The 26514-nt window shown below is 30.4% G+C and carries 24 protein-coding genes; 9 read left to right on the top strand and 15 right to left on the bottom strand.

Annotated features, from left to right (window positions below; genetic code table 11):
- Positions 1-64: 64 nt before the first annotated feature.
- On the bottom strand, positions 65-1216 hold the full coding sequence (locus tag RHP49_15125; protein WNH12212.1) for a M14 family metallopeptidase: 1152 nt from the start codon (positions 1214-1216) through the stop codon (positions 65-67).
- 292 nt (positions 1217-1508) lie between these two features.
- On the opposite strand from RHP49_15125, the gene RHP49_15120 reads away from it, so the two are divergent.
- Both RHP49_15120 and RHP49_15115 read left to right on the top strand, forming a co-directional pair.
- Positions 1509-1886, top strand: coding sequence for a helix-turn-helix transcriptional regulator (locus RHP49_15120; protein WNH14437.1), 378 nt, complete (start codon positions 1509-1511; stop codon positions 1884-1886).
- 38 nt (positions 1887-1924) lie between these two features.
- Positions 1925-2293 (top strand): DNA topoisomerase IV, encoded by a 369-nt coding sequence (locus RHP49_15115; GenBank protein ID WNH12211.1) that lies wholly within the window; start codon positions 1925-1927, stop codon positions 2291-2293.
- A gap of 3 nt (positions 2294-2296) precedes the next feature.
- Here the strand turns inward: RHP49_15115 and RHP49_15110 are convergent, their stop codons facing one another.
- Positions 2297-2800: a hydrolase gene (locus RHP49_15110; GenBank protein ID WNH12210.1), complete on the bottom strand. Its 504-nt coding sequence runs from the start codon at positions 2798-2800 to the stop codon at positions 2297-2299.
- Between the two features lie 12 nt (positions 2801-2812).
- Positions 2813-3574: an MBL fold metallo-hydrolase gene (locus tag RHP49_15105; protein WNH12209.1), complete on the bottom strand. Its 762-nt coding sequence runs from the start codon at positions 3572-3574 to the stop codon at positions 2813-2815.
- Positions 3575-3822: 248 nt separating this feature from the next.
- Here RHP49_15105 and RHP49_15100 point away from each other — a divergent pair, with 248 nt between their 5' ends.
- On the top strand, positions 3823-5286 hold the full coding sequence (locus RHP49_15100; GenBank protein WNH12208.1) for a TonB-dependent receptor: 1464 nt from the start codon (positions 3823-3825) through the stop codon (positions 5284-5286).
- Between the two features lie 51 nt (positions 5287-5337).
- On the opposite strand, the gene bcp is transcribed toward RHP49_15100, so the two are convergent.
- Positions 5338-5790 (bottom strand): thioredoxin-dependent thiol peroxidase, encoded by a 453-nt coding sequence (gene bcp, locus RHP49_15095; protein WNH12207.1) that lies wholly within the window; start codon positions 5788-5790, stop codon positions 5338-5340.
- Between the two features lie 124 nt (positions 5791-5914).
- Between bcp and nth the strand changes: the two genes are divergently transcribed.
- The gene (gene nth, locus RHP49_15090) at positions 5915-6574 is read left to right on the top strand and encodes an endonuclease III (GenBank protein ID WNH12206.1); all 660 of its coding nucleotides are present in this window, start codon (positions 5915-5917) and stop codon (positions 6572-6574) included.
- 27 nt (positions 6575-6601) lie between these two features.
- On the opposite strand, the gene RHP49_15085 is transcribed toward nth, so the two are convergent.
- On the bottom strand, positions 6602-6745 hold the full coding sequence (locus RHP49_15085; protein WNH12205.1) for a hypothetical protein: 144 nt from the start codon (positions 6743-6745) through the stop codon (positions 6602-6604).
- 57 nt (positions 6746-6802) lie between these two features.
- Positions 6803-7387 carry a sigma-70 family RNA polymerase sigma factor gene (locus RHP49_15080; protein WNH12204.1) on the bottom strand — a complete coding sequence of 195 codons (585 nt, stop codon included), beginning with the start codon at positions 7385-7387 and terminating at the stop codon, positions 6803-6805.
- A gap of 234 nt (positions 7388-7621) precedes the next feature.
- Between RHP49_15080 and uvrA the strand changes: the two genes are divergently transcribed.
- Complete coding sequence (gene uvrA / locus RHP49_15075; protein WNH12203.1) at positions 7622-10405, top strand: excinuclease ABC subunit UvrA; 2784 nt, start codon at positions 7622-7624, stop codon at positions 10403-10405.
- 204 nt (positions 10406-10609) lie between these two features.
- Here uvrA and RHP49_15070 read toward each other — a convergent pair whose 3' ends face one another.
- Positions 10610-10861, bottom strand: a complete 252-nt coding sequence (locus tag RHP49_15070; protein WNH12202.1) for a hypothetical protein — start codon at positions 10859-10861, stop codon at positions 10610-10612.
- Between the two features lie 112 nt (positions 10862-10973).
- Entirely contained in the window at positions 10974-11153 is a 180-nt protein-coding gene (locus RHP49_15065) for a DUF3667 domain-containing protein (protein WNH14436.1), read from the bottom strand.
- A gap of 259 nt (positions 11154-11412) precedes the next feature.
- On the opposite strand from RHP49_15065, the gene RHP49_15060 reads away from it, so the two are divergent.
- Positions 11413-12087, top strand: coding sequence for a hypothetical protein (locus RHP49_15060; GenBank protein WNH12201.1), 675 nt, complete (start codon positions 11413-11415; stop codon positions 12085-12087).
- Positions 12088-12378: 291 nt separating this feature from the next.
- Entirely contained in the window at positions 12379-13638 is a 1260-nt protein-coding gene (locus RHP49_15055) for a hypothetical protein (GenBank protein ID WNH12200.1), read from the top strand.
- Positions 13639-13719: 81 nt separating this feature from the next.
- On the opposite strand, the gene RHP49_15050 is transcribed toward RHP49_15055, so the two are convergent.
- The 4 genes from RHP49_15050 to RHP49_15035 form a co-directional block, all read right to left on the bottom strand.
- Entirely contained in the window at positions 13720-15177 is a 1458-nt protein-coding gene (locus RHP49_15050) for a polysaccharide biosynthesis C-terminal domain-containing protein (GenBank protein ID WNH12199.1), read from the bottom strand.
- Positions 15177-16457, bottom strand: a complete 1281-nt coding sequence (locus RHP49_15045) for a glycosyl transferase family 1 (protein ID WNH12198.1) — start codon at positions 16455-16457, stop codon at positions 15177-15179. Before RHP49_15045 ends, RHP49_15050 begins: the two co-directional genes overlap by 1 nt.
- Before the next feature lie 41 nt (positions 16458-16498).
- On the bottom strand, positions 16499-18937 hold the full coding sequence (locus tag RHP49_15040; protein ID WNH12197.1) for a YfhO family protein: 2439 nt from the start codon (positions 18935-18937) through the stop codon (positions 16499-16501).
- Between the two features lie 117 nt (positions 18938-19054).
- Positions 19055-19318 carry a DUF4834 family protein gene (locus RHP49_15035; protein ID WNH12196.1) on the bottom strand — a complete coding sequence of 88 codons (264 nt, stop codon included), beginning with the start codon at positions 19316-19318 and terminating at the stop codon, positions 19055-19057.
- A gap of 169 nt (positions 19319-19487) precedes the next feature.
- On the opposite strand from RHP49_15035, the gene RHP49_15030 reads away from it, so the two are divergent.
- Both RHP49_15030 and RHP49_15025 read left to right on the top strand, forming a co-directional pair.
- Positions 19488-20507, top strand: a complete 1020-nt coding sequence (locus RHP49_15030) for a transporter (GenBank protein ID WNH12195.1) — start codon at positions 19488-19490, stop codon at positions 20505-20507.
- Positions 20508-20530: 23 nt separating this feature from the next.
- Positions 20531-21652: a GNAT family N-acetyltransferase gene (locus RHP49_15025; protein ID WNH12194.1), complete on the top strand. Its 1122-nt coding sequence runs from the start codon at positions 20531-20533 to the stop codon at positions 21650-21652.
- Positions 21653-21703: 51 nt separating this feature from the next.
- Here RHP49_15025 and RHP49_15020 read toward each other — a convergent pair whose 3' ends face one another.
- From RHP49_15020 to RHP49_15010, 3 genes are all read right to left on the bottom strand, one after another.
- Entirely contained in the window at positions 21704-22963 is a 1260-nt protein-coding gene (locus RHP49_15020) for an aminotransferase class I/II-fold pyridoxal phosphate-dependent enzyme (protein ID WNH12193.1), read from the bottom strand.
- Positions 22964-23230: 267 nt separating this feature from the next.
- Positions 23231-24268: a cysteine synthase family protein gene (locus tag RHP49_15015; GenBank protein WNH12192.1), complete on the bottom strand. Its 1038-nt coding sequence runs from the start codon at positions 24266-24268 to the stop codon at positions 23231-23233.
- Between the two features lie 82 nt (positions 24269-24350).
- Positions 24351-26489, bottom strand: a complete 2139-nt coding sequence (locus tag RHP49_15010) for a S9 family peptidase (GenBank protein WNH12191.1) — start codon at positions 26487-26489, stop codon at positions 24351-24353.
- Positions 26490-26514: the final 25 nt, after the last annotated feature.

Raw genomic sequence — 26514 nt, 5'->3', positions numbered from 1 at the left:
CTTTTCTTAAATATTAAGCAAAATTAATACATTTTTATTAATAATTATACATTAAATGTGTAGTTTATTTTACTAATAATGAGATTTTTTCATTATTCAATATTACGAAAACGTTTTCGTAACCAGCTTTCACAAGTAAATCATCTTCATCAAAGACCCCTAATTCATTGGCATCAAATTCTTTATGCCCATAAAAACCACTTAATTTTTCGATTTTTTCAATTTTTGGAATAAAATTTACAACACCATTTACTAGTTTTTCTTGATAAAGGATGCCAATATCTACAATTTCTCCATTAGTACCATTCTTGGCATTTCTTATTATAATGTCATAAAAACATTTATCATTCTCTGGGATTTGCAGATAGCATTCATAATTATTTCCTTCAATCACATTTTTAGAAATATAATCGAGAGATTCTAAAAGCGAAACATATATATACTCACGTGTTTGTTCTCGATTATAATCATTATAATAATGCCCTGCTTCAAACAAAATAGTTGGTACATTTTCACTCTGAAATGTATCACCAACACAATTTAAATTAAAAGCATCATCATAAACTCCCACTTGCTTAGGAATTACCTTTTGCAAAGCAGTATTCATAACTCCAATTACTTCCATAGCTATTTTTCTATTAGGTGTTATGGCACATTCTTTATCTTGAGCAGGTGCTAAAAACGATACTGTTGCAGGCTTGTTTGATGTTCCTGCACTAAAAATAGTTCGTTGACCATGCAAATTATAGCAAAAATGAGGTTTAAAGCGTTTAAAAGCATCTCTAAGAACTTTACTCTCTGGTTGAGACAAATCTTGTGCATCTCTATTTAAATCAACTTTATTAGCGTTAATACGCGTATAAGCTTTAGCTCCATCAGGGTTTAAAATAGGTATAATATATAAAGTACAAGCCTCCAAAATATATTCTACATCAGATTTTTCATTTAGTAAGGTATTTAACAAATCAAATATTGCCTTTGTAGTGGTCGATTCATTTCCATGCATTTGAGACCACATTAATATACGTTTGTTTCCGTTTCCAATTTTCAATCCATAAATAGAATCGTTTAAAACAGATTTACCTATAACCTCTACTGATGCTTTTACACCTATCTCTTTTAACAAAGAACTTATGTGGTTATTAGTTATATAGCGCCCATAAAGACTTGTCTCTTTATAATCTAAAAAAAGGGATTTAATATCTTCTACTTTCATCAAAATAATTTAAGATACAAATGTAAACAAATACTATTTTACATTTGTAAACAATAAAAATACACAAATAAGTTTACATAAGTATACAGCTTGGTTGAGTGCCTAACAGGTTTACAAGCTTCATTTTTATACAAAACAAATAACAAACATAACTAAATGTGTTTCAACAAATTAAAACATATTATTTAAATCTTTAATTTATTGAATTTATACATTATGCTCTGTTTTTAATTGTTATATGATGTTATATTGTTACATTTGTAAAACATTTAACCCTACATCAGAGTTTACAATGATAAACAGCGAAGAATTTACTAAACGACTTCAAAAAGTAATAGATTACTATGGAGAATCGGCTTCGTCTTTTGCCGAAAAAATAGGTGTACAGCGCTCTAGTATTTCTCATATTTTGTCAAGCAGAAACAAACCCAGTTTAGAATTTATTTTGAAAATCCTTTCTACTTTTCCTGAAGTTGAATTGTATTGGCTATTAAATGGTAAAGGAACTTTTCCTGCTTTACAAAATACCGAATTAAAAAAAGACAACTTGCCTCCTTCTTTATTTGATAAACAAAAAACATCTGAAACAAAAAATCATAATAATTCTAAATCTATAGAACGGATTATAATATTTTATTCTGATGGAAGTTTTGAAAATTTCCAGAATTGATAAATTTCTTTACTAGATTTGTTATTCAAATAAAAGTTATGAGATTTCTATATATACTCCCATTAATTCTTCTAACAAGTTGCTACGAAACCACTCGTAATTGCAGTGATTATAAAACAGGTGAATTCTATAGTGAAGTTACAATAAATGGTGAATTATTTAAATCTAAATTTAAGAGAGATAACGATATACAAGTAGAGATTTACAACACCAAAAAAGACTCATCAGAACTACGATGGATAAATGATTGCGAGGTTGTTTTTAAAACCATAAAGCCTAAAAATATGGCTGAACGTAAAGATATTCATTTAAAAATATTAACCACAACAGATTCATCTTACACCTACGAATATTCTTATGTAGGTGAAACAAAAAAACAAAAAGGAGTAGCTTACAAAATTAAATAACTGTTATTGTAAAGGGTATAAGAACGATTCTGAGAGCTCAAAATCAACCGTTTTATCTTCATTAACGTAATATCGCAACAACACTTCTCCCCAAAACTCGCCATCTGAAAAATCTGCTATAATCCATTTATGGTTTAGTAATTTCACTGTATTAATCAGCATTTTTCTGCCTTCACTTGAAGCATAAGGAACTACTGGATGTTCTTCCTCTTTAACCGTATTTAATTCATAAAGCGCATCCTTAATTATCGGAATTAATTGACTAACATTATACCCATCGTTTTCAAAATAACTAATAGCATCTTCATTGTTTTCTAGACTAAAATGAGACAAATCTGCAATATCATTTTGTAATACAAGCACTGAATCTTTATACTTTTCTGATAAATTTTTATATCCTTCTAATTTACGATCCATACCCTCAAACACTCTTTTTGCATTAACATATTGAAACAATACAAGCAATATTGAAAACACAAACAAATACATGAATATTTTCTTTTTCATCTTAATTATACTTTATAAATTAATTTGTAAACCATCAAAAGCCAAAAATACATTTTTTGGTAATGTTTTTTCTACTTCGGCATGAAAACCTAATAAATGACTAATATGTGTTAGATAAGCTTTTTCTGGATTTACCTTACTAATAAACTGCAAGGCTTCTTCTAAATTAAAATGCGAACGGTGGGGTTCTATACGAAGCGCATTAACAACTAACACTTTAACGTTTTTGATTTTCTCAATTTCCTTATCTTTAACAGATTTCACATCTGTTAAATAGGCAAAATCATTAAACCTAAATCCAAAAACCTGCAACTCGGCATGCTTTACATTTATAGGAATAACTTCCATATTATTTAATTGAAATGGCTTATTTTTTATACGGTTTGTAACAACCGTAGGTGCTCCCGGATATTTGTTTTCAGTTTCAAAAACATAATCAAACCTTTTGCGCAAAGATTTTAAAACCCGTTTGTGAGCATAGATAGGAATATCGCCTTGCCTGAAATAGAACGGTCTAATATCATCAAAACCCATAACGTGATCAGAATGCTCATGAGTAAAAATAATGCCATCAATTTTCTTACAACCAGCGCGTAACATTTGATATCTAAAATCGGGGCCACAATCTATAACATATGTATAGTTATCCCACTCCACTAAAACAGAAACACGCAAGCGTTTATCTTTAGAATTTTCACTTAAACAAACAGGATGTGAGCTTCCAATTATAGGAATACCTTGAGATGTACCAGTACCAAGAAATGTTATTTTCAAAAAATTTAATTTATTATTAGTAAATACGTGTTTTTAACCTAAAAATCCAACAAATAAAGAGAATTTTATAACAAATTACTTTGTAATTCATAATTTACATTATGCTTTTTTAATGAAATCTTAAAATATTAAACACAAAACACTCTCAAAGTAAAAGTATGTATTCTACGCAACAAAATTAATGTTATTTTTTTTTTTGGTTTTATTATTTGATACCTTTGTTTTACACATTTCTAACCCAAAACAGCATGGAAATTAGCATTAAAGGTGATAAAGAATTTAACGATATTCCTTCATTAAAATCGAAAGCACTTCGTATAAATTTAAACGAAAATATTTACGGAACCTTTGCGGAAATTGGAGCAGGTCAAGAAACTTGCAGACATTTCTTTAGAGCCGGTGGTGCTTCTGGAACCATAGCTAAAGCTATGTCGGCATACGACAAAGACTTTAGTGATGCTATTTATGGAGCAGAAGATGATGGGCGTTATGTAACAGAAGCTCGTTTAAGAAAAATGCTTATTCATGAAATGAACCTCATGGAAAATAGGCTTACACGAAAAAACAATCCAAATAAAATATTTTTTACTTATGCTAATACGGTAGCTACCATTGATTTTGCTAAACAATTTAAAGGACATGGATGGGTTGGTATAAAATACCAAGTTGAAGCAAATGGCGATTATAATGAAATTATTTTACACTTACGCTTTAAAGAAACCGATGCGCGTTTACAACAAGAAACACTTGGTGTTTTAGGTACAAATCTAATTTATGGTGCTTTTTATAAATATAACGAGCCTAAAAAATTATTACGTTACCTATACGATCATTTAGATAAAGATCAATTGGAGATTGACACCATTAATTTTTCTGGTCCCGTATTTAAAAATGTAGACAATCGCTTAATGAGTCTGCAGCTTGTTAAAAATGGTATGACAGATGCTGTAATGTTTGGACCCGATGGCACAAATGTTTTACCTGCAAAAGTTTTTTATAAAAAAAATATATTAGCACTCCGTGGTAGTTTCAGACCTGTAACTAAGGTAAACATGGCTATGTATGAGAAGTCATATGATATGTTTATAAAAGAAAACAAAGTAGACAAAGACAAAACGGTTGTTGTTTTTGAAATAACACTTTCTAACTTAAGAGCTGAGGGTGAAATTGACGAGCAAGATTTTATAGATAGAGCTGATTTATTATGCTCGCTTGGACAATCTGTAATGATATCTAATTTCCAGGAATACTTTAAAGTGGTTGAATATTTTTCAAACTACACTAAAGCTAGAATGGGATTAGCCATGGGCGTTAGCAACTTAGTAGATATTTTTGATGAAAAATACTATCGCCATATAAGTGGTGGTATACTAGAAGCTTTTGGTAAATTATTCTTTAAAGATTTAAAAGTGTACCTATACCCTATGCGTGATGCAGAAACGGGAGAATTAATCACTAGTGAAAACCTAAAAGTTTATCCACGTATGAAAGAATTATATAAATTCTTTAAATACAATGGAAAAGTTATTGATATAAAAGACTATGATGAAAGCATTATGAATATATTTTCTCGTGAAATATTAAGAATGATTACTGAAGGAGAAAATGGATGGGAAGCTATGGTACCTGAAGGAACTGCCGATTTAATTAAAGATTACCGCTTATTTGGTTATACAAGAAAACCTTTAACCTTAAAAGGTAGGATGCGATAATATACTCATAAAATAAAGCAAAAAACGTCCATTTTTAAATGGACGTTTTTTTTATTCTAAAATTTGAGCTGCATGATCTTTGGTGTTTACTTTTTCAATAACACGTTCAACAACTCCATTTTCATCAATTATAAAAGTCATTCTATGAACACCTTCATATTCTTTTCCCATGAACTTTTTTGGCCCCCAGACACCAAAAGCATTAATAACAGTTTTATCTTCATCAGCTAAAAGCGGAAAAGGAAACTCATATTTACTCTTGAAATTAGCTTGCTTTTTTTCAGAATCTGCACTCACTCCTAAAAGCACATAACCTTGAGCTTTTAAAACTTCATAATTGTCGCGTAAATTACAAGCTTCTGCAGTACAACCTGGAGTATTTGCCTTTGGATAAAAGAACACAATTATCTTTTTTCCTTTAAAATCACTTAACGAAATCAAGTTTCCTTGTTCATCATTTACTGAAAAATCAGGTACTATATCGCCTTGTTTTAATGTTTTCATATGCGTTTTCTGTTTTAATAATTGGTCATATGCAATTTACATAATACATACTTTGATAAGTTTCAAAATATTAGTTATGTTCATTTCATAGTCTTAAATTTGATTTTTATCAAAAATACAACTTATGACTAAAAAAGAGAAGGTTAATTTCGTTATAAAAACATTAAAAGAATTTTACCCAACCATACCGATACCTTTAGATCATAAAGACCCTTACACACTTTTAGTTGCTGTTTTACTTTCTGCACAATGCACAGACGTTCGTGTAAATCAAATCACACCATTACTTTTTGCAGAAGCAGACAATCCATACGATATGGTTAAACTTTCAGTTGAAGAAATAAAAGACATTATAAAACCTTGCGGACTTTCGCCAATGAAAAGCAAAGGTATTTATGGCTTATCGAAAATATTAATTGAAAAACATCAAGGTAAAGTCCCTGAAAGCTTTGAGGCCTTAGAAGAACTTCCCGCTGTCGGTCACAAAACCGCTAGTGTTGTTATTTCTCAAGCGTTTGGAGTTCCTGCATTTCCTGTAGACACTCATATCCATAGGCTAATGTACCGTTGGAATTTAAGTAATGGTAAAAATGTAACACAAACGGAAAAAGATGCCAAAAGATTATTCCCAAAAGAATTATGGAACGACTTACATCTTCAAATTATATGGTACGGTCGAGAGTATTCGCCTGCGAGAGGATGGAATCTTGAAAAAGATACCATTACCAACACCATTGGAAGACAATCTGTAATTGACGACTATTATAAATTAAAAAAGTCCTAACGACTAATATTAGGACTTTTTGAAAACTTAGTTTAGAAGCGCTTCAAACTTCAATTTATTATAACTTATAACACTTAAAGCCTTAGAATATTTTAGAAGAAAATCAACCGTTTCTTCTTTCGGTTTTAGATCATTGATTTCAATAGATTTTTTAGAGTAAAGTTTTGCCATTTTTATATTTTAAAAATTAAATCAAAATAAAAACGCATTAATCTTTACTTTATTGTATTAATTTGTCAAAACAATATTGTGCTTATCAATTATCTTTCTTAAATTAATTAATGCATATCGCATACGCCCTAACGCTGTATTTATGCTAACACCTGTCCTATCTGATATTTCTTTAAAACTCATATCATTATAAATACGCATTAATAAAACTTCACGCTGATCTTCCGGAAGTTCATCTACCAAACGCCTTACATCATTTTCAACCTGTTCTTTAATGATGCTCTTTTCCGCATTCAAACTCGTATCACTTAAAACAGAAAAAATATTAAAATCACCTGCATTATCAAATTTTGGCATTCTATTATTTTTTCTAAAAAAGTCAATAACCAAGTTATGTGATATACGCATTACCCAAGGTAAAAACTTACCTTCTTCATTATAAGCACCTCGCTTTAATGTTCGAATAACTTTTATAAAAGCGTCCTGAAAAATGTCTTCAGCAACATCTCTGTCATATACTTTTGAATAAATAAAACTATAAATTTTTTGTTTGTGCCTTTTTATAAGAATTTCTAAAGCACTTTCATCGCCTTTAATGTAGTTGCTAACTAAGACAGCATCTTGAATAACTTCTTTTTGCATAATAATTACTTTTAGCGCGCAGAAGAGAGCTCCTTTGCTTTGGGGTTACGTGTTTAAAAGTAATATTATACTATAGGCAATGTGTTTTAATTTGATTAACAAGTCAAATATAACAACAATCATTCCTAAAAAACAAAATTTCTTTAATTTTTTTAACAATATTTTGTATTAAATCACATTTTTTAAGCTGATTTACTTATAGTATCTTTGCTTAATTATTCCTTTTAAAAGTCTATGAACACTAGTATTTCAGAAGTTAATCCAAAAGAAAATATTATCATTAAAGGGGCAAAACTGCACAATTTAAAAAATATTGATGTTGTTATTCCAAGAAATAAACTAGTAGTAATTACAGGACTTTCTGGATCTGGAAAGTCTAGCCTAGCCTTTGACACATTGTATGCCGAAGGACAAAGACGCTATGTTGAAAGTTTATCTAGTTATGCGCGTCAATTTTTAGGACGCCTCAATAAACCCAAAGTAGATTATATAAAAGGTATAGCTCCAGCTATTGCTATTGAGCAAAAAGTTAATTCTACCAATCCGCGTTCTACTGTTGGCACCACTACCGAAATTTACGATTATTTAAAATTATTATTTGCTAGGATAGGAAAAACTTATTCTCCAGTTTCAGGTAACGAAATAAAAAAAGACACCGTTACCGATGTTTTAGATTATTTAAAAACATTCCCTGAAAGAGAAAAATTACTCCTCCTCGCTCCTATTCATTTAGAAGAAGGACGTGAAATAGAAGACAAATTAAAAGCTTTAAACCAACAAGGTTACGCAAGAATTAAAATAAATAATAACATTGTTAGAATTGATGAAGTTAACACTATAAACAAAAAAGATACCATCCTTTTAGTTGTAGATAGAATTATTATTAAAAATGAAGACGATTTTTTTAATCGTTTAGCTGACGCTATACAAACCGCTTTTTTTGAAGGGAAAGGTGAATGCTTTATAAAAACACTTTCAGACAACAAACAACGGTATTTTAGTAACAAATTTGAACTAGATGGCATGACGTTTTTAGAACCCAATGTACATTTGTTTAGTTTTAACAATCCATATGGGGCTTGTCCTAAATGTGAAGGTTATGGTGATATAGTTGGCATTGATGACGATTTAGTAATTCCAAACACAGGCCTTTCTGTTTATGAAAACGCCATTTTTCCTTGGCGCGGTGAAAGTATGAGTTGGTATAAAGATCAATTGGTTAACAATTCTCATAAATTTGATTTCCCAATTCATAAGCCTTACTTTGAATTAACTGATGAGCAAAAACAACTTATCTGGAATGGAAATCAATATTTTGAAGGTCTAAATTCCTTTTTTACCGCATTAGAATCTAAAGCTTATAAAATCCAAAATCGTGTGATGCTGTCGCGCTACCGCGGAAAAACAAAATGTAAAACTTGTAACGGCAAACGTTTACGCGAAGAAGCTAATTATGTTAAAATAGCAGGGCATTCAATAACAGATTTGGTTGAAATGCCTTTAAACAAACTTACAAGTTTCTTCAAGCAATTAAAACTAAACGATTACGACACACAAATAGCCAACAGATTATTAAAAGAAATAAATAACCGACTATCTTTTCTTGCTAATGTTGGACTCGATTATTTAACACTTAATAGAAGATCAAATACCTTATCTGGTGGCGAAAGTCAACGTATTAACTTAGCAACCTCTCTAGGCAGTAGCCTTGTTGGATCTATGTATGTTTTAGATGAACCTAGTATTGGACTTCACCCAAAAGATACCGAACGTCTTATACTTGTTTTAAAACAATTACGTGATTTAGGAAATACGGTAATTGTTGTTGAACATGACGAAGATATTATGAAAGCAGCCGATAATATTATTGATATTGGTCCAGAAGCAGGTACTCTTGGTGGTCATGTGGTTGCTAAAGGCACTTACGCTAATATACTTGCTTCAAATTCGTTAACAGCTCAGTACTTAAATGAAACTTTAAAAATTGAAGTTCCTAAAAAACGCCGTGAATCCAAATATTACGTTGATATAAAAGGTGCTCGTGAAAACAATTTAAAAAATATTGATGTACGCTTTCCTTTAGGAATGCTCACCGTAATTACTGGGGTTTCTGGTAGCGGAAAAAGTACGTTGGTTAAAAAAATTCTTTTTCCTGCTTTACAGAAAAAACTAACCGATTTTGGAGATAAACCAGGACAATTTACTTCTATAGAAGGAAATTACAGTAACATACAACAAATTGAATTTGTTGACCAAAACCCTATTGGACGGTCATCACGGTCTAACCCCGTTACTTACATTAAAGCTTATGATGATATTCGTGCTTTATTTTCAAAACAAAAGTTAAGCACCATTAGAAATTACCAAGCCAAACATTTTTCTTTTAACGTAGATGGCGGACGTTGTGAAACTTGCAAAGGTGAAGGTGAAGTAACTATTGAAATGCAATTCATGGCAGATGTGCATTTAGAATGTGAAACCTGTAAAGGGAAACGATTTAAAAAAGAAGTCCTTGAGGTTATGTTTGCTAACAAAAATATTGATGATATTTTAAATTTAACTATTGACGATGCCATTACTTTTTTTGAAACAACAGAGCAAACTAAAATTAAAAACAAACTACAACCATTACAAGATGTTGGTTTAGGCTATGTAACTTTAGGACAAAGCTCTTCTACCCTTTCTGGTGGTGAAGCACAACGTATTAAACTAGCTTCATTTTTAGGTAAAGGAAATAACAAAGCGAAAGCCCTTTTCATTTTTGACGAACCTACAACTGGTTTGCATTTTCATGATATTCAAAAATTATTAAAATCGTTTAATGCTTTGATTGAAAACGGTCATTCTATTATAGTTGTAGAACATAATATAGAACTTATTAAATGTGCCGATTACATCATCGATTTAGGTCCTAAAGGTGGTGAAACAGGTGGGGATTTGGTTGCCAAAGGAACTCCCGAAGAAATTATTAAAATTAAAACTTCCGAAATTGGTAAATATTTAAAAGAGAAACTTTAATAAATAATTTAGCATATTTATATATTAAAGTTAAATATGATTTAACCGTTTTTCTTGACGATAAAATTAAAAAACCAATATATTTCAAGTTGTTTCAGCATGAAATAAACCATGTACTGAATTTAAATATCGGATTAAGCTTTTATGAGTTAATATACATAAAGTTAATTTTGCATATTTAATAGATATAATATAAACCTGTCTTCATTTATAAAACTTTAATACCTGGGCATATAAATGTTTGGTAAGCCAATTAGAATCTTCACTCATTCCCATCACTTTATATAGTTCATAATCTGTTACACCTAAAGCAATTAATGAATCTATTTTCTTTTCATTAAAATCAAAACTTACTATATCACTTTTATTATAATTCTCAGCATTAACTAAAGAATCATTTTTTGCCTGAAATAAATCGGTTGCTAACTTGTTTTTGTTTAAAGACGCTCTAATCAACTAAACCTTCTTTTTAGACTCTAAACACACTGCCAGCTTGTAAAGAGTCTCTATGACGCAAATTACTTATGGTATCTAAAACTTTTTCTTGAGGTATGTTTTTGCAAGTTGACTATTTATACTTTGAAATTGATCGCGTTGAATAAAAGAAAAAGAAAAACACTACTACAATGAATAAATACATTTTAGCTGGATGTAAATACAACAAACGTTTCCCTTCAATAAATTTTGCTGTTAAGTAACCAGGTTTTATTAATAGAGGAATAAAACAAAACCCCGAGTGTTCACTCATCATTTACTTTTGGTCTGCAATGCGAACAAAAGGGTAATCCCATTTTAAATCGCTGCTCGCAATTCTCACAAGTTTCAATGGATTTTGCCATAAAATTATTTAGTTTTCATAAAAATCTTAAAGATGAAGTAATTCAACACATTCTTATCATGCTTACAATCAATTATTTAAATTTTTGGCACGCAAATTGAAAAAGCAATAAAAATAAAGCGTAAGCCGAAAAGCTAAAAGAGTAGGCAAAATTATAAATCCTATAATTATGAAGAGAACAGTACTTTTATTTGCAGGTTTGTTAGTAGGATTAACAACTGCATCAGCAAAAACACTAACTATCAATAACATCACAAATAATTTAAATAAAACAAAACATTATAGGAATGCAGAGCCTATAACCTTTGTGGAACGTGGTGTAGAATTTTTAATATTCCCTGATGGTAGTTTCGATTTTAATACAAATATTAACAACAATCAAAATAATATTTATTATAAATCGGATTCTAAGAGAAGCTCTGTAAACAGAACCTATAGCAGCCGTAACACGAGTATTCAATATACTTCTAATTACAACAGAGGTGTAAACATAATACGAGATAGAAATGGTAAAGTAAGACGCATTGGTAACGTATTTTTAAATTACGACCGCTATGGTAAAATCACACGAGCAGGCAACGTTTTTATGAATTATAACCGTGGTCGGAACAATACATTAACCCAAGTTGGTGGTTTGCATGTAAACTACAACCGATGGGGAGAAATTATAAACATACGCGGACAAGTAAACCCTTTTAACACAAGTTGTAATACTGGCTACTCTAATAATAATACACACCAAAACAACAATTGGGATAACAATAATTATTATGAGCATGACAATAAAGACAGCTATTATTTTAAACAAAATGGAAAAGTGAAAAAGCAAAAGAAAAACAAATAATATTTTTTTGAATTAGTTATTTATTAGTTAAAAAATTAGCCCTCAAAATTTATAAGTTTTGAGGGCTAATTTTATAGTTCGTTTAAAACAACTTATTATGAATTTTTTTTAAGACTTAACATTTAATATTAAACAAAATCAGTTTTTTTTCATTCAAAATAAATACAACCTAATCTAGTCTAAAAAAACTAAAACCATTTTTTATTGATTTTCAAATACTTAAGTGTTACAATATTTTTTTGGCACACTGTTTGTAATTACAAAACCGTAGAACAATTAAAACTTTCAATTATGAAAAAGATACTATTTATAATAACAGCTATATTTTTTACAGGATTTACTGTTACAGCAGCAACTAACACCTCAGAAAACACTTCAACTATTTACAATAGAGGTTATGGTAACTCTTTCATTTTTGTAGAAGATGGTATTGAGTTTTCAGTATTTAGAGATGGTCAATTCGATTTTAATATTTTAAGAGGCAATACGCGCTTAAATGTAGCAATAGGTTCTCCTAATGTAAATATTAGTTTTAATTCTGGATACGATTATAATGCCTATGTACAATATGATGAGTTTGGGGCAATTATTCAAATAGAAAACACACCTATCTATTATGATTATTACGGACGTGTAAATCAAGTAGGTAACGTAAATATTAACTATAACAACTATGGTTACATAAATCGTGTTGGTGGATTGTACGTACATTACAATAGATATAATGCTTTTTCACACTGTTCTGGTTACATCAATGTTTTTAACAGAGGTTATATTTACAGACCTTGGCATAGATTTTACAGTATTCCTGCCTATGATTACTGTGTGGTTTATAACAGACCATACAGACAATATTACAACCCTGTTCGCTACACTTATAACAGACCATTTTACAACAACTACAGACCTAGAACTGCAATTGCTACAAGACGCGGAAACAATGTGTATAGAAACAGAAATTACGCTACCGTAAACAGAAGCTCTAGAAATGTAACTAAAATAAACAGAAACGCTAATTCTAAACGTACCATTGTACAAAACAAAAGCACCAGACGTTATGATAACAATGCTAGTAGAAACAATAGAATAAACACAAGTGGCAATAAAGAAACTACAAGACGTTATAACAATGCTACAGCAAATAATAATACTAGAATCAATAATGGTAATAACACTAGAAGATTAAATACAACAAGTACAAGAACACCTTCTAGAAGCAATTCTCAAGTGTATAATAATAAAAGAACGAAAGAGACCGTTACTCGAAATACAAGACCTAATACCAATAGCAGCAGTACAAGAACGGTTACTCGAAATAAAAATAATACGGTTACACAAAAACCAAAAAGTTCAAATACTCGTACATATAATAGAAGTAATAATAACACTAGAAATACACAACGTGTAGCTACTAGAACAGCACAAAGCAAACCTAGAACAACGGCGCAACGTACTTTAACAAAATCTACACAAAGTAGACCAAAAGTAACACAGAGTAGAAATAATTCTAGAAACAATACAAGATCGACAACAACTCGTAGAAGATCATAACAATTTTGGTTGGTTAGTTAAGAAAGCCCTTCGGTAAGTTTGCCTCAAAGCAACACCGTAGGGTTTTCTGTTTTTACAAAATTATTTAAGCTTTAATACTTTTTTTATAAGTGCTGAAATATCATCAGAAAAATTGAACCTTATTATTACAAATGTATAAACAACAGTAATTAACAATGTTTTTAAACCAATATTAATAATAGGATGAAATGGAAACTCCCAAAAATAAAACAACACAGCACTTACAAATATTAACACCCCTATTTTTAAAGTATTTAATGAAAAAGGGAGGATTTTAAAGAATTTATAAACAAAAAAAAGCTTAATAGAATTATAAGTAAAAATAGCAATGAATGTTGCTATAGCTGCTCCATTGATACCATATAATGGAATAAAAACCACATTTAAGCTTATCATTAATACTACTAAAACAACACCTAAAAGCAATACGACTCTATAATAATCACTATAAAATAAAATGGCAATATTACTCCCTAGTAGTGAATCATAGAGCTTAGCAAGACTAATTAATAATACCACAAATAAGCCAACGCTATAATCTTCAGAAATAAAAAGATATAATTGATTTATATTTAAAATAATCAATAAAAAAATAAAACCGCCAACAATGAACAGATTTAGCGAACTCCTTTTATATAGATCATCTAAAGCTTCAAAATCTTTTTCGTTTAAGTATTTAGCCGTTAACGGCATTAATATTTGATGCATAGAGCGCTGAGGAACTGCTATAACAGCCGAAATAAAAACAGCAACATTGTAATATGCAATATTGTTTATTGGAATATACTTTCCTAACATCACTTTATCTACATCTAAAAAAATCGTTGCAACAGAACCTGCAATGATTATTAAAAAGGAATATTTTAAAATACTACTTAAATTATTAATCTTTTTAAACGTAATAACAGGGAATTTAATACTGTATGCGTAAATTTTCATAACTAGCATTCTCAATATATAGACACCTACTAAACCAATCATGAATTGCTCGACATTTAAAACCTTAAAATGCAGCATAAATAATAAAAACATGGTTCCTACCCTATGAAACACTTCTTTCATGAAATTCCCAAATACCGTTTGCATCTGCACTTTTGCCCATGCAAAAAACACTTCAAAATAAGCCAAAGCAATTGCAATAACAATGGTATGCCATAAATAACCTTTAATAATAGTATTTTCTGTAGACAAATAATCCCCAATGTTTTGATGACAAACATATCCTATAAAACTTAGAGGAATTATAATAAACATGGGCAAAAACAACATGAGTGTTAAAAAACTATTTAACGATACACGTGTTTTAAATGAAGAATAAAATTTTACTAAGGTGTTATTGACACCAAATGCCATTAAAGGCATCATAACATATGCCAAAGAAAGCATAAAGCCAACCATACCGTAATAATCGTCTCCAAGAAAATTAATATATAAAAACAAGGTATTAATGGCTCCAATACCAAAACCTAAATAAGTAGATATTATGTTTTTAAAAGATTGTGAAGCTACAACACCCATTATATTAACTTAGATAAAGATTCTGTTAATGCTTTTCTATGATATTTTTGCAATCCTATGGGATGGGTTTGCAAAGTCTTATTTTGAAACGCTTTATAATGCTCTAAGATAATTTTTTTTAATGAGTCATAATCATCATAATTAAAGTAGTTCCCTGTATTGGTTTCTTTAATAATTTTTTCAACATCAGAGTTTTTAGGTCCCATAGCTAAAATAGGTCTATTAGATACAATATACTCAAACAACTTTCCAGGAATAATGCACTTCGTATCTTCAGAATCTATTTCTATCAACAATAATAATTGTGATTTTTTTTGAAATTTAATAGATTCTAAATGTGAAACATAACCTATATTATTTACATAATCACTTAAACCGTATTTTTCAATTGAGTTTAGTACATTTTCACTAACTGCCCCTACAAAAGTAAGCTGAAAATCCTGTGCAAAATCTTTATACTCTTTAATCAATTCCGATAAAACTTTCCATAACATTTCAGGGTTTCTTTTTGATAAAAGTGACCCAATATGAGATATCGAAAATTTAGAATCAAGCTCTACGCTCCCTACTTTTTCAGTATCATATCCATTTGTAATAACTGCTATCGGTTTTTTTGTTATTTGCTGAAATTCAGTTTTTGTTACAAAACTCGTAACTACTATTTGATTTGCAGAATTTAAAACCTGTGATTCTAATGCTTTATGTTTTAGTTTTGAAACCTCAGTAAGCTTTAATTGTTTGTGATAACCTATGGTTGTCCAAGGATCTCTAAAATCTGCTATCCACTTCACTCCTTGTTTTTCTTTTAATTGTATACCTATAAGATGTATACTATGTGGCGGACCTGTAGTAATAATGGTTTCTATGTTTTCCTTTGAAATATATTCTGAAAGAAAATCAACCGAAGGTTTTACCCAGCTTTTACGAGCATCTGGTATAAAATAATTACCGCGAATGTAAAGCATTATTTTTTCAACAACACTTTGCTTCTTTTGTTCTGGAATAATACCCTTACTAATGGTTTTTGATGATTTTTTTGAAAACACTCCTGCTAGTCTATAAGGCTCTTTAATAGGTTGTTTTAAAACAACAACCTCATTTGAAACTTCATCTATTAAACTCTCGTCAATAATAGGGTAGTTAGGATTTTCTGGAGTATAAACAATAGGCTGAATATTAAATTCTGGCAAATATTTTACAAATTTCAGCCAACGCTGTACTCCTGGACCTCCTGCTGGTGGCCAATAATAAGTAATAATGAGTACTTTTTTTTTATCCATCTTATATTCCCTCGAAGGAGGAAATCTTTTTAATTCAAGTTTCAATCACGAGATTTTCTCCCACTATTTTTAAACTCATAAAACAATCCGCCTAAGAACAACAATCCAAAAATTAATGAGCTTGCCAACGCAATAGCACTTCCTGTTTTAACAACATTAGGGTCAAACTTAAACTCGATAGTATGCTTTCCTTTTGGAATCAACATGCCTCTTAACGTATAATTTACACGTATATGCGAAGTTTCATTACCATCTATAAAGGTTTTCCAACCATTCCCGTAATACACTTCGGAAAAGACTGCAAATCCATCATTTGAATTATTCGATTCATACTTTAAATAATTAGGTTGATGTTTTACTATTTTAATAGACTCTAAAGAATCTAAAGTATATGTATTAGAAAGCGACTCAACTAAACCAATCTCTGGTTTTACGTAAACCGCAATGTTTTTATTATCTAAACTATCTAACTGTTTAATTTCCTCGTTTGCAGATTTAACTTCTTTTAACTCTTTAATAAACCAAGCTGCACCATTATTAGAATCATTATTATAGGTAAACACAGAACCATCCTTATCTTGAGCAATAATATATTTAGTATTAAACATATTTAGCACATTGATATTGTTTCTTGAAATATACCAATCAAAAACTTCCCGATAACGCTTTAATTCGGCCGCATTATACCCATTTAGTGAATTATGAAAATACGATGGTTTTGAACGTCCTGAAACCAAATCGTAAACCCTGTAATAGCTTGTATCTTTTAAAATCTCTTTATCTGCTTCATTAGCTTGAAATGGTTTATTTACTTGAATAGCCGATATAAAATCATCATTATTTACATAACGCCTATCAACACCAATTAAATCAAACAATAAAAGAACCGTAAAAGCAACAATAACCCAATGCTCTTTTAGTTTCTCTCTCAAAAACATAAAAATAACACCCGCCGAGAGCAATACCAAAACTAATGTTCTTATGGTATCACTTGCATAGAGTGCTTTTCTATCTTTAATTAAAGCATCAACAAATGGTTGTCCGTAGCTTTGACGATAATAGTCATCGTTAATACCTGCAAAATCAAATAGTGAAGACTTAAATAGCAAAAAAACAATCGCAAGCCCTGCCGTAATAGCTGTGGTGTATTTTAAAGCTTTAAATTTTTCTTCTTTCTTTTCAAAATCATTAAACAATCTTACAAGTCCGAATATAGCTAAAGCAGGAATACACAATTCCAGAATAACCTGAATAGAACTCACCGCTCTAAATTTGTTATAAAGTGGCACGTAATCAATAAAGAAATCGGTTAAAAACCCTAAATTCTTTCCATAAGATAACAATAACGACATGATTGTCCCACCAACAAGCCACCATTTTAAACGCCCTTTAACCAAAAACAAGGCTAATATAAATAAGAATAAAATAACCGCACCAACATAAGCAGGCGCTTCTACAATAGGCTGATCTCCCCAATACATGGGTGCATGTTTAGCTTGTTCTGCAGCTTGTGTAGTGGTTGCTCCTAGTTTTCTAAAAGCATCATAGGTTGCAGAGTCTTTACCAACATCTTCGCCATTACCACCGCCCATAAAACGAGGTATAAACAAGTTGAAAGTTTCCCAAATTCCATAACTAAACTGAGTAATGTAATCTTTATCTAAACCAGAAGTCACTTCTTTAAGCGAACCATCTACATTAATAGTAAGCTCACTTTTACCACGCGTACTTTCTTTTACATATTCTTGAGTCGCCAAAATATTAGTCGCATTTAAAGCTATTGAAAGTATGACTGCAACAACCAAAACACCAATTGACTTAAAATAATGAGGTAAGACTTTCTTTTTGTAAGCATCAATCAAATAAACGATTCCTAAAACCAATACCAATAGCATGAGATAATAGGTCATTTGAAAATGATTTGCCACCAACTCTAACCCCATACCAACTACTGTAAGCAAGAACCCTTTTATATATTGCTTTTGAAAAGTCAGCAATATACCACTTAAAACCAATGGCATATATGCAATAGCATGCGCTTTACTATTATGACCAACACCTAAAATAATAATGAGATATGTTGAAAACCCAAATGCAATTGCGCCTAAAGCTGCGAGTTTAAAATCTACTTTTAAAACCAGCAAAAGAATATAAAATCCGAGCAGATATAAAAACAAATAATCCGCTGGTCTTGGTAAAAAGCGTAATGCTAAATCCAGTTTCTTTATATAATTGTGAGGGTATTTTGCACCTAATTGATAAGTTGGCATACCAGCAAAAGCCCCATTAGTCCAATATGTTTCTTCACCTGTTTGTGCTTTAAAATCTATTTGCTGTTTACTCATGCCAATATATTGCATGATATCGCTTTGAAATAATTGTTTTCCTTGTAAAACAGGATTAAAATAAGCTAATGATAAAACAACAAAACCTATAAGAATTAGGATGTGAGGAAGTATTCTTTTAATTGAAAATTGCATGAAAATGTTTTAAAAACAACGAACGTGAAAATATGAATATTTTTTTAAGAATTATATAAATTGAAATAATATATTGAAATAATCAGTTTTTACGATTCAATCCAAATAAAAACACCTCTATTCAACTTCTTCGTAATCCACATAATCACCAACATCTTTATTTGAAGTTTTGATGTTAGGCATTTTATCTATGGTTATGTCACCTTCTTTTTTTGAAGTTTCTTGCTGGCGTTGATTTTTATATTGTCCAAATTGACCTCCAAAACGCTCCTCTGCTTTTTTTGCTGCATACTTTAACATAAAAGGCGCAAAAATTCTTGAAAGCACTTTTATAACATAATAGACTACTACAATTATAAGTATGGTTCTTATTAAACCCATAATTAAAACTTTTTATTAAATTTTAAACAAAAATACAATTCTATACGTTTAAAAAACATTGAAAAATGATAAAAAAAGTATAAAATATCTATATTTGAGAACCCTTTAAAAATCCTATTAATAAAAACACGAAATCAATTTATTAATAAATAAATCTAAATTTTTAAATATGACCCCAGTAAAATCGACCTTATTTGTTCTGCTAAGTTTAATTACAACTCAAGGTTTTAGTCAATATACAGATGTTATAAACTCTAATAGACCTGGCGTATCTCGAAGCGCCTTTTCTGTTGGCACCAATGTTGCTCAACTTGAAGTTGGCCCATACATGATAAAAGAAAAAAGAACACCAGCAATCCCGTATGAGGTTTCTGGCTTAGGTGTAGATTTTGCGGCTCGATACGGATTAATCTGGGAAGAATTAGAGTTAAATATAGAAGGTACTTTTCAAAATGATAAAAAAACTTATAGTTCAAATTTATCTGCCGAAGATAAACGTGCAAATTTTAAATTTTTAAGTATTGGAGCCAAATATTTAGTATATGACCCTTATAAAAACTCAGAAAACGATAAGCCAAATTTATACAGTTGGAAAGCAAACCATAGTTTTAAATGGAGTGAACTAATCCCCGCAATATCAGTTTATGCTGGCGCTAATTTTGACACAAAAGACAATCCTTATACTGCTTCAGGAATAGAAGGTTTTAGCCCAAAAATCATGATTGCAACACAAAATAATTTTGCTGGTGGATGGGTATTTGTTATGAACTTAATCAAAGATAGAATAGGTACTGACCAATCCGATTTTCAATACATTTTAACATTAACCCATTCATTCAATCCTAAATGGGTTATTTTTGGTGAAACACAAGGTATCAAAAGTGATTTTTATGCTGATAATCTTTTTAGATTTGGAGGCGCCTATTTATGGGGTAAAGATTTCCAACTAGACACAGCTTTAACATTTAACACAAAAGACACGCCTTCTGTTTTTGGCGTAAATTTCGGAATGTCTTACAGGTTAGACTTTCATAAAGACAAAGAAATTGATAATGGTACATCTGCTCAAGATGAAAGAGAAAGAAGATTGAATCGTAATAATGGCAAGAAGAAGAAAAAGAAGAAAAACGATACAGATAATCCTATAAAAAAACAAAAACGAGATGACACCGATTTTGGCAGCAATTAATAGTCAAAGTTCATAAATTCAATATGATTACACTAAAAGAAGTCCATTCAAAAAAAGATTTAAAGGCATTTGTTAAATTCCCTTTCAAACTATATAAAGATTCAGAATATTGGGTACCTCCTATTATTAGTCAGGAAATTAAAACCTTCGACAAAAAAGAAAACCCCGTTTTCAATGATGCTGAAGTTAGATTATTCCTCGCTTACAAAAACAATGAAATAGTAGGACGCATTGCAGCTATTACAAATTGGCTTGAAATTAAAGGTCAGAATTTAAAAAAAATGCGTTTTGGTTGGTTTGACTTTATTGATGACCTTGAGGTTTCTAAAACTTTACTAAATAAAGTGATTGAAATTGGTAAGGACAAAAACTTAGAATTCATTGAAGGCCCTGTAGGTTTTTCTAATTTAGATAAAGTTGGCGTAATGACCGAAGGCTTTGAAAGTATAGCACCTATGGTTACTTGGTACAATTACCCGTACTACGTTAAACACTATGAAGCAGCTAGTTTTAAAATTGAAAAATCATATTCAGAAAGCAAGTTTCCTTTTAAAAATGTAAAACCAGAATTTTTTTATAAGGCACAAGAACTTATTAAAAGACGCTATCAACTTAAAGCACTTAAACTTACAAAAACAGAAGAGGTTATGCCTTATGCTGATAAAATGTTCGATTTATTTAACGATAGTTATGCATCTCTATCATCCTTTGTAGCCATTAACGATGTTCAGAAAGAATATTTTAAAAAGAAATTCATAAGTTTTGTAAATCCAGAATACATCAAGTTCGTAGTCGATAAAGATGACAAAATGATTGGCTTTGCTATTGTTATGCCTGCTTTTTCTAAAGCATTAAAAAAGATAAACGGCAAATTATTTCCTTTTGGTTTCAGACATATTATGCATGCAAAGAAACACAGTAAAGACGTGATTTTCTACCTAATTGGTATTCACCCAGATTATCAAAACAAAGGTGTACATGCTGTTATTTTTAATGAATACTATGAAACCTTTAAAGAAAAAGGCATTGAAACCTGTTTTAGAACTCCAGAATTAGAAGATAATATAGCCATTCACCAAATATGGAAACATTTTCAGCCTGAGGTTTACAAGAGGCGAAAAACATTTAGAAAAGATATTACATAAAAAAAATCCGATTCATAGAATCGGATTTTTAGTTTTTATATAAAACTATTACTACTCACCCATAGCTGCCATTACAGCTGCAGATAAACGTTTGTAAGTTCCGTTTTCTAATCTATCTCTTATAGCCTCAAAAGCTGCTAAAGTTTCAGAAACATCTTCTAATGTATGTGTTGCAGTAGGTATTAATCTTAGTAAAATTAATCCTTTAGGTATTACAGGATAAACGACTATAGAACAGAATATTCCGTAATTCTCACGTAAATCTCTAACTAAAGCCATAGCTTCAGGAATACTTCCTTTTAAATACACTGGAGTTACACAACTTTGTGTTGTTCCAATATCAAAACCACGTTCTTTTAATCCAGATTGTAATGCATTTACATTTTCCCAAAGTTTGTTTTTAAGCTCTGGCATTGTTCTAAGCATATCTAATCGCTTTAAAGCACCAACAACCAATTGCATTTGCAAAGATTTTGCAAACATTTGAGAACGTAAATTATATTTTAAGTAATCAATAATTTCTTGATCTGCCGCAATAAAAGCTCCTGTGCCTGCCATAGATTTTGCAAACGTCGCAAAATACACATCAATATCATCTTGTACACCTTGCTCCTCTCCTGTACCTGCTCCAGTAGCACCAAGTGTACCGAAACCGTGAGCATCATCAACAAATAGTCTGAAATTAAACTTTTTCTTAAGTTCAACTATCTCTTTTAAACGACCTTGTTCACCACGCATACCAAACACACCTTCAGAAATAACTAAAATACCTCCTCCAGTTTGTTCAGCCATTTTAGTGGCTCTTTCTAAGTTTTTCTCTAAACTTACAACATCATTATGTTTATAAGTAAAACGCTTACCCATATGCAAACGCACACCATCAATAATACATGCATGTGCATCAACGTCATATACAATAATATCATCTTTTGCAACCAAAGCATCAATTGTTGAAACCATACCTTGGTAACCAAAATTCAAAAGATACGCTGCTTCTTTGTTAACAAAAGCCGCTAATTCGTTTTGAAGTGTTTCGTGCAGATCTGTATGACCTGACATCATTCTTGCTCCCATAGGATATGCAGAACCATACTGTGCTGCTGCCTCAGCATCAACTTTACGCACTTCTGGATGATTCGCTAAACCTAAATAGTCATTAATACTCCAGGTGATTACATCTTTTCCTTGAAATTTCATCCTATTAGAAATCTCTCCTTCTAATTTTGGAAATACAAAATACCCTTCAGCTTGAGATGCCCATTTTCCTAATGGACCTTTATCTTTATAAATCTTTTCAAATAAATCCTTCATGTATTATAATCTTATTGCTTGCTATTAAAATTTAAGACATAACTACCAAAGAGTGATTGCATTTTTAAGAAAAAACAAAAACATATTTTTATATGTTTAAGCAAGTTTCATGAAAGCTTTTTATTCTTGGTTAGTTCATGCAAAATTAAATATTTATATTGTTTGAACATAATTTTTAGCATTCAATTATTGATAAAATAAAAAAAGAGATAACATTTTATTGTTATCTCAAATATTATCACTTTGAACACCTAGTATCTATACACACTATTTTATATATTGTATGCTTTCAGAAACTTCATTTTTACTATCAAAAAAGCCTTGTTCATTCATCCATTTATCACTATAAACCTTGCTCATATAACGAGAACCATGATCTGGGAAAATAACAACAATATTATCTTCTTCATTAAACTCTCCTTGCTCGTTTAATTGTTTTATAGCTTGCATTGCTGCACCAGATGTATAACCAACAAAAAGTCCTTCTGTTCTAGCTAGTTCTCTAGCTGTATGCGCACTTTCTTCGTCAGTAACTTTAATAAACTCGTCAATAACATCAAAATTGGTTGCTGTAGGAATTAAATTCTTCCCTAAACCTTCAATTCTGTATGGATAAATTTCTTTTTTATCAAACTCTCTGGTTTCATGGTATTTTTTAAGAACCGAACCATAAGCATCAACTCCTATAACTTTAATATTAGGGTTTTGCTCTTTTAAATATTTTGCTGTTCCAGATATAGTTCCTCCTGTACCGCTACATGCAACTAAATGAGTTATTTTACCTTCAGTTTGTTTCCAAATTTCAGGTCCAGTAGATTTGTAATAAGCATCAACATTTAATTGATTAAAATATTGATTTATATAAATAGAACCTTTCATTTCACTATGTAATCTTTTAGCAACTTCATAGTATGATCTGGGATCATCTGCACTAACATGAGCAGGACAAACATAAACTTTGGCGCCCATTGTTTTAAGCATGTCTATCTTGTCTGGTGAAGATTTAGAACTTACAGCTAGTACACAGTCATATCCTTTAATAATACTTATCATGGCTAAACTAAAACCAGTATTACCAGAGGTAGTTTCTATAATAGTATCTCCAGGTTTTAAAATACCTTGTTCTTCTGCTTGTTCTATAATATAAAGGGCTATTCTATCCTTACACGAATGTCCAGGGTTAAAAGCTTCTACTTTACTAAAATAATTACCTTTTAAGTTTTTAGTTATATTATTTAATTTTATAAGAGGTGTATTTCCTATAAGATCTAACACACTATTGACTACTCTTGGATTTTCTTCCATAAAATGCTTTTTATAAGCTACAGTAATATTATTAAAATTATTTGTAACCTAAAACCTGACAAAAATAAAACTTTTTTTTTTATTACCCATGAATTCCTTCTAAATCTAATAAAAAAGCATATTCTAAGGCCACTTCTTTAAGGCTTTCGAAACGTCCTGAAGCCCCACCATGACCAGATTCCATGTCAATATGAAGCAATAATTTATTTTTATCAGTTTTTAATTCACGAAGCTTAGCAACCCACTTAGCGGGCTCCCAATACTGCACTTGTGAATCATGCAAACCTGTTGTTACCAGCATATTTGGATAAGATTTAGCTTCTACATTATCATATGGAGAATATGATTTCATGTAGTTATAATATACTACTTCATTAGGGTTTCCCCACTCGTCATACTCCCCTGTTGTAAGCGGAATGGTATCATCAAGCATTGTAGTTACCACATCAACAAATGGAACCGCTGCTAAAACACCATGATACAATTCGGGATTCATATTAATAATAGCCCCCATAAGCAAACCTCCTGCAGAGCCTCCATAAGCATATAAATGTTTATTGGATGTGTAATTTTGTTCTATTAAGAATTTTGAACAATCTATAAAATCGGTAAACGTATTTATTTTTGTTAATAATTTTCCGTTTTCATACCAATCTCTTCCTAAATACTCACCTCCTCTAATATGCGAAATGGCATATATAAAACCTCTATCTAATAAGCTTAAACGTATCGTTGAAAATGATGGATCTGTTGTTGATCCATAAGAACCGTATGCATATTGTAAAAGTGGATTTGTACCATCTAACTTAATCCCTTTTTTATAAACTAATGATATTGGAACTTTTACACCATCTCTTGCTGTTGCCCAAATACGCTTAGATTCATAATTCTCTTTATTAAATTCACCTCCCAGTACTTCTTGTTCTTTTTTTATTTCACTTTTTTTAGTCTTGAAATTATAATCTATAACTGAACTTGGAGAAGTTAACGAGTTAAATCCATAACGTAATACATCACTATTAAAATCAGGATTATTACCAATATAAGCTGTATACGTTTCAGAGTTAAAAGGCAAATAATAGTCTTCATTACCATCCCAACTTATAATTCGCAAATTATTCAGTCCGTTTTCACGTTCATTAACAACCAAATAATCTTTAAAAATTTCAATATCTTCTAATAAGACGTCTTTTCTATGAGGAAGCACTTCTTTCCAATATTCTTTCTCGGTTGTTTGCTCATTCGTTTTTAACAACTTAAAATTAGTTGCATCATCATTATTAGCTATTATATAAAAACTATCATTATAATGCGCTATACTATATTCTAGGTCTTTAGTTCTTTTTTGAAACATTTTAAATTCATCATTAGGAGTATCAGCATTTATAATTTGATACTCTGATGACAAAGTACTAGAAGATCCAATAACAATATATTTCTTAGATTTTGTTTTATAAACAAAAGTATTAAATGTCTCATCTGCTTCATAATAAACTTCGATATCTTCTTTGGTATCAGTATGTAGCTTATGTTTAAATATTTTATGTGATCGTAGTGTTACTTCGTCTTTCATTGTATAAAACAATGTTTTATTATCATTTGCCCAAGTAGCACTTCCTGTGGTGTTTAAAATTTTATCGCTATAGACTTCACCTGTAGTTAAGTCTTTAATTTGAATTATATACTGCCTTCTACTAACAACATCTGTAGAAAATGCTGCTAATTTATTATCCGGACTTATAGAAATGCCTCCTAAATTAAAATAAGCATGGTCTTTAGCCATGTCGTTGCAATCAAATAGAATTTCTTCAGGAGCTTCTAATGTTTCTTTTTTACGTATATAAATAGGGTAATCTTTTCCTGTTTCATAACGTGTTAAGTACCAATAACCATTTAATTTATAAGGTACAGTAGTATCATTTTCTTTGATTCTACCTTTCATCTCTTCAAATAAATCCTTTTGAAAAGCCTCTGTGTGCTTCATCACTTTTTTGGTGTACTCGTTTTCGGCATTTAAATACTCAATAACTTCAGGATTATCTTTATCATTTAACCAATAATAGTTATCAATTCTTATATCATTATGCTTCTCTAATTTCTTTGCTATTTTTTTAGCTACAGGAATTTTAGTAGTACTTGTATCGCTATCCATTTTAATATCTTTTTTACAGGAAACAGCAAAAATAGAACTTAACAATAAAACAAGGGTGATGTTTTTCATTTTTCATATAAATTACAATAAATTT

The sequence above is a fragment of the Flavobacteriaceae bacterium HL-DH10 genome, from assembly GCA_031826515.1.
GTDB lineage: Bacteria > Bacteroidota > Bacteroidia > Flavobacteriales > Flavobacteriaceae > Thalassobellus > Thalassobellus suaedae.
This window is presented reverse-complemented; position numbering and strand designations above follow the sequence as displayed.

What these genes read in the sequence shown, in the direction of transcription:
- RHP49_15125 (WNH12212.1), bottom strand. Translation starts at nt 1,216, where the DNA reads ATGAAAGTAGAAGATATTAAATCCCTTTTTTTAGATTATAAAGAGACA.
- RHP49_15120 (WNH14437.1), top strand. Translation starts at nt 1,509, where the DNA reads ATGATAAACAGCGAAGAATTTACTAAACGACTTCAAAAAGTAATAGAT.
- RHP49_15115 (WNH12211.1), top strand. Translation starts at nt 1,925, where the DNA reads ATGAGATTTCTATATATACTCCCATTAATTCTTCTAACAAGTTGCTAC.
- RHP49_15110 (WNH12210.1), bottom strand. Translation starts at nt 2,800, where the DNA reads ATGAAAAAGAAAATATTCATGTATTTGTTTGTGTTTTCAATATTGCTT.
- RHP49_15100 (WNH12208.1), top strand. Translation starts at nt 3,823, where the DNA reads ATGGAAATTAGCATTAAAGGTGATAAAGAATTTAACGATATTCCTTCA.
- bcp (WNH12207.1), bottom strand. Translation starts at nt 5,790, where the DNA reads ATGAAAACATTAAAACAAGGCGATATAGTACCTGATTTTTCAGTAAAT.
- nth (WNH12206.1), top strand. Translation starts at nt 5,915, where the DNA reads ATGACTAAAAAAGAGAAGGTTAATTTCGTTATAAAAACATTAAAAGAA.
- RHP49_15085 (WNH12205.1), bottom strand. Translation starts at nt 6,745, where the DNA reads ATGGCAAAACTTTACTCTAAAAAATCTATTGAAATCAATGATCTAAAA.
- RHP49_15080 (WNH12204.1), bottom strand. Translation starts at nt 7,387, where the DNA reads ATGCAAAAAGAAGTTATTCAAGATGCTGTCTTAGTTAGCAACTACATT.
- uvrA (WNH12203.1), top strand. Translation starts at nt 7,622, where the DNA reads ATGAACACTAGTATTTCAGAAGTTAATCCAAAAGAAAATATTATCATT.
- RHP49_15065 (WNH14436.1), bottom strand. Translation starts at nt 11,153, where the DNA reads ATGAGTGAACACTCGGGGTTTTGTTTTATTCCTCTATTAATAAAACCT.
- RHP49_15060 (WNH12201.1), top strand. Translation starts at nt 11,413, where the DNA reads ATGAAGAGAACAGTACTTTTATTTGCAGGTTTGTTAGTAGGATTAACA.
- RHP49_15055 (WNH12200.1), top strand. Translation starts at nt 12,379, where the DNA reads ATGAAAAAGATACTATTTATAATAACAGCTATATTTTTTACAGGATTT.
- RHP49_15050 (WNH12199.1), bottom strand. Translation starts at nt 15,177, where the DNA reads ATGGGTGTTGTAGCTTCACAATCTTTTAAAAACATAATATCTACTTAT.
- RHP49_15045 (WNH12198.1), bottom strand. Translation starts at nt 16,457, where the DNA reads ATGGATAAAAAAAAAGTACTCATTATTACTTATTATTGGCCACCAGCA.
- RHP49_15040 (WNH12197.1), bottom strand. Translation starts at nt 18,937, where the DNA reads ATGCAATTTTCAATTAAAAGAATACTTCCTCACATCCTAATTCTTATA.
- RHP49_15035 (WNH12196.1), bottom strand. Translation starts at nt 19,318, where the DNA reads ATGGGTTTAATAAGAACCATACTTATAATTGTAGTAGTCTATTATGTT.
- RHP49_15030 (WNH12195.1), top strand. Translation starts at nt 19,488, where the DNA reads ATGACCCCAGTAAAATCGACCTTATTTGTTCTGCTAAGTTTAATTACA.
- RHP49_15025 (WNH12194.1), top strand. Translation starts at nt 20,531, where the DNA reads ATGATTACACTAAAAGAAGTCCATTCAAAAAAAGATTTAAAGGCATTT.
- RHP49_15020 (WNH12193.1), bottom strand. Translation starts at nt 22,963, where the DNA reads ATGAAGGATTTATTTGAAAAGATTTATAAAGATAAAGGTCCATTAGGA.
- RHP49_15015 (WNH12192.1), bottom strand. Translation starts at nt 24,268, where the DNA reads ATGGAAGAAAATCCAAGAGTAGTCAATAGTGTGTTAGATCTTATAGGA.
- RHP49_15010 (WNH12191.1), bottom strand. Translation starts at nt 26,489, where the DNA reads ATGAAAAACATCACCCTTGTTTTATTGTTAAGTTCTATTTTTGCTGTT.